The organism is Corallococcus sp. AB045, assembly GCF_003668895.1.
GTDB lineage: Bacteria > Myxococcota > Myxococcia > Myxococcales > Myxococcaceae > Corallococcus > Corallococcus coralloides.
The window spans coordinates 1-4,082 of record NZ_RAWN01000365.1 but is presented as its reverse complement, the minus strand read 5'-3'; the positions used below and the strand labels follow the sequence as shown (position 1 = coordinate 4,082).

General features: G+C 71.6%; 3 protein-coding genes. All 3 read left to right on the top strand.

Translation table 11 applies throughout. The annotated features are described in order from the left end of the window. Nucleotides 1-129 precede the first annotated feature (129 nt). The gene (locus D7Y21_RS40495; protein ID WP_120566360.1) at nucleotides 130-990 is read left to right on the top strand and encodes an alpha/beta fold hydrolase; all 861 of its coding nucleotides are present in this window, start codon (nucleotides 130-132) and stop codon (nucleotides 988-990) included. Between the two features lie 111 nt (nucleotides 991-1,101). Continuing rightward, nucleotides 1,102-2,421, top strand: coding sequence for a S41 family peptidase (locus tag D7Y21_RS40490; RefSeq protein ID WP_370039927.1), 1,320 nt, complete (start codon nucleotides 1,102-1,104; stop codon nucleotides 2,419-2,421). A 67-nt stretch (nucleotides 2,422-2,488) separates the two neighbouring features. Next, nucleotides 2,489-4,082 (top strand): PEGA domain-containing protein (locus D7Y21_RS40485; RefSeq protein WP_121718558.1); only part of this gene is annotated, 1,594 nt, incomplete at its 3' end.

Genomic DNA, 4,082 nt, shown 5'->3' with positions numbered 1-4,082 from the left:
ACAGCCCCCTGGCTGGCCCCCGCCACCGCCGCCGCCGGGACGCCCTGACATTGTCTGTTTGATGCGCTGCGTCCAAGACGCGGAGGCGTTAGAAGTGGGTGGTCGTCGGTGGACGAAGGAGGCCCTCGCGTGGACCTGATGGGTGGGATGCAGGAAGCGATGCGACGCGTGCTGGTGGCGCGGGGTGTGGAGTCGGAGACGGTGAACGTGGGTGGGCAGGCGGTACACCACTACGCGCTGGAGGGGCAGGGCAAGGGGCCTCCGGTGGTGCTGGTGCACGGGCTGGGCGGGTCCGCCAACGGCTTCGGGCGCACGTTCTTCGGGCTGGCGAAGCGCTTCTCCCGCGTGCTCGCGCCGGACCTGCCGGGCCACGGCTTCTCCGGCGAGTTCTGCGGCGGCCCCACCTGCGTACAGGGCCAGTTCGACGTGCTGCGCGCCTACTTCGAGCAGGTGGTGAAGACGCCCGCCCTCGTGGTGGGCAACTCGCTGGGCGGGGCCATGGCCGTCAACCTGGCCTCCGAGCATGCCGCCTGGGTGAAGGCGCTGGCGCTGGTGGCTCCCGCGGGCGCGGAGCTGACGCCGCAGGCGCTGGCGGCGTTGCTGGGGCACTTCGCGGTGAAGTCGAGCGCGGACGTCCGCGCCCTGACGCGCAAGCTCTTCCACCGGCCGCCCCTGGGCGCGCTGCTGCTCGCGCCGGCGCTGAGCAAGCTCTACACGACGCCCACGGTGCAGGCGCTGGCGGCGGATGCGCTCGCGACGCAGGCGAGCATCGCGCCCCAGGCGGTGCGGGATTTGAAGATGCCGGTGCTCTTCCTCTGGGGCGGCAGCGAGCGGCTCCTGCCCCCGGAAATCCTCGACTGGTACCGGCAGCACCTGCCCGCCCAGGCGGAGGTGCATGTGGTGGAGGGCTTCGGCCACGTGCCGCAGATGGAGCGGCCGGACGCGTTCGTGTCCCACCTGGTGGGCTTCGCGGACCGGACCCGCCTCTAAGGGCGGGAATCGTCCGGCGGGCCGGGTGTAGACTCAGGGGCCTTGCGACGGCCCCTTCCACCCGACCCCCGAGGACGCGCTCCCGTGATCCGTTTCCCGAAGCCGTGGCGCATGGGATTCGCCGCGCTCCTGCTGTGGGGCGCGCCCGCGCTCGCGCAGAAGCCAGGGGACGCGGCCGGCCGGGAGGAATCCGCGTACCGCCAGCTGGAGCTGTTCGCGCGGGTGCTCTCCTACGTGGAGAACAACTACGTGGAGAGCGTGGACCGCAAGACGCTCATCCAGGGCGCCATCCAGGGGATGCTCGACACGTTGGATCCGCACACCCTCTTCATGCCTCCGGAAGTCTTCCGGGAAATGAAGATCGACACGTCCGGTGAGTTCGGCGGCCTGGGCATTGAAATCGCGCGCAAGGGCGACCGGCTGGTGGTGGTTGCGCCCATCGACGACACGCCCGCGGCGCGCGCGGGCATCAAGGCCGGGGACGAACTGCTCGCCATCGACGGGGAGAGCACCCAGGGCATGGACCTGGGCCGCGCGCTCCAGAAGATGCGTGGGCCGGCGGGTGGCCGCGTGCTGCTCACGCTCATGCGCGCGGGCTTCAACGCGCCCCGGGAGCTGGCCATCCTGCGCGACCACATCCGCATCGTGTCCGTGGAGAGCGCGCTCTACGACGGCATCGGTCACGTGAAGGTGAAGAACTTCCAGGACCGCACGGACCTGTCCTTGAAGAAGGAGCTGGACCGGCTGCGCGCGCTCAACGGCGGCAAGGAGCTGGACGGCCTGGTGCTGGACCTGCGCAACAACCCCGGCGGCCTGTTGGACCAGGCCGTGGCCATGAGCGACCGCTTCCTGCCGGGCAACCTGCCCATCGTGTCCACGCGCGGGCGCGACGGCCGCAACGCCTCCGAGGAGAAGAGCCGCGACCGCGACACGGAGAAGGACTACCCGCTGGTGGTGCTGGTCAACGCGGGCAGCGCCTCCGCGTCGGAGATCGTCGCGGGCGCGCTCCAGGACCACGGCCGCGCGGTCATCATGGGCACGCAGACCTTCGGCAAGGGCAGCGTGCAGACCATCATCGAGCTGGAGGACGGCTCCGGCCTGAAGCTCACCATCGCGCGCTACTACACGCCCAAGGGCCGCAGCATCCAGGAGAAGGGCATCACCCCGGACTTCCTGGTGCCGGAGGACTCCTCCGGGAAGGCGGGGAGTGACGCGCCGCGGGAGAAGGACCTGCGGGGCCACTTCAAGGCGGAGCCGTCCCAGACGACGTCGGAGGTCGCCGCCCATCCCCGGACCCTGCCCTCGAACCTGAAGGACTGGGCGGTGACGGCGAAGCTCAGGGATCCACAGCTGAAGGTCGCGCTCAACTACCTCCATGGGTTGGCGCCAGGGCCCGCGTCCCGGGCCTCCGGGAGCACCGCGGGTCGCTGAAACCCCCTTTCGAGGTGGCGTTCCGCCTCGCAGTGCGTGTAATGCGCACAGCAACGAGGGAGACCGGATGCGACGTCCTTTCAATCGCGCGCTGCACGCGACGCTCAGTGGCTGGCTGGTGGGAATGCTGGCCATGGGCCCCGCCGCCGCGCAGCAGCAACACGTACCGCTGCGGCTGATGCCGCGAACGCTGCCGACGGCGGCGGGCCCCCGCGTTGCGGTGGTGGCCATTCCCGTGGATGCCTCGCTCGAGGGTGAGGCGCTGGCGCTGACGCATTGGGCGGAGCAGGCCGTGGCCCGCTCCGGCCGGATGGAGCTGGTGCGGCTGACGGACGCGCTAGATGCCGAGGGCGCGGCCGCGCGTCAGGCGAAGGCGGTGGAGGGCAACGCCGCGTTCAAGGACGGCGCGAAGGCCTACGACGAACTGGACACCGTGAAGGCGCTCCAGAGCTTCGACAAGGCGGTGAAGGCCTACGAGCAGGCGGACCTGTCGCGCGCGTTCCCGCTGCTCAGCCGCGCGCGGGTGATGAAGGCCGCGACGCAAGGGGTCAACGGAGAGAACAAGGCCGCGGAGCTGGAGATGCGCGGCGTGCTCGCGGTGGACCCTCGCGCCACCTTCAACGCCAACTTCTTCCCGCCCGAGTCCATGGCGTTCGTGGAGAAGGAGCGCAAGGCGCAGCTGGACGGCGCGCAGGCCACTCTGAACGTGAGCACGCAGCCCGTTGCCGCGCAGGTGTTCGTGGACGGCACCTACAAGGGCGTGTCCCCGCTGGCGCTCACGGGCCTGACGCGCGCGGACCACTACGTGACGCTGGTGGCGCCGGGCTACGCCGTGACGGAAGGCCGGGCTCGCGAGGGCGAGTCCTCCTTCACGCTCGCGAAGCTGCCGGTGCAGCAGCGCTACGAGGCGCTCGTGGAGCGCATCGCGAAGAACCCCGACGACGAGGAGCGGGACCAGGCGCTGCAGGAGCTGGGCGCGCTCGCGGGCGTGCCGCAGGTGCTGGCGCTGCTGGTGCGCGGCGGTCCGGGCAACGCGCCGCTGACCGTCACCGGCCTGCGCATGGACGTGGCGGACGGCCACAACCTGGCGTACGCGCTGGGCCAGGTGCCGCGCGGTGACGCGATGGCCACGGGCTCCGAGGCGCTCTTGACGGGCCTGGTCGGCCAGGACGCGGCGCGCGTGGACGGCAAGCCGGTGAAGCACTTCGCCAGCGGCGGGGGCGTGAGCCGCAAGACAGCGGGCTACGTGCTGCTGGCCACGGGCGTGGCGCTGCTGGCGGGCGGCATCTACTTCGGTCTGGAGTCCTCCTCCAAGGCGGACGCGTTCAAGCTCGCGCCGCAGGGCAGCACGCGCGCGGAGGACCTGAAGAGCACCGGCAAGACGTACGCGCTGGTGGCGGACATCGGCGTGCTGGCGGGCCTGGTGTCCGCGGGCGCCGGCAGCTACCTGGCGTTCTACAAGAAGGGTGGGGGCTCGTCGTCCAGCGCCCCCGCGAGCCCTCCGGCGGAGAAGGCCGCGCCGGCCCGTGAGGCGAAGCCCCTGGACCAGGCGCTGCCCATGCCGCCTCCGCCCGCCACCAAGGCGGAGCCCTCTCCCAAGGCGGAGCCCTCTCCCAAGGCGAACGCCACGTCCACGCCCGCCACCGAGCCGGCCCCGGCGC

What these genes read in the sequence shown, in the direction of transcription:
- D7Y21_RS40490 (WP_370039927.1), top strand. Translation starts at nt 1,102, where the DNA reads ATGGGATTCGCCGCGCTCCTGCTGTGGGGCGCGCCCGCGCTCGCGCAG.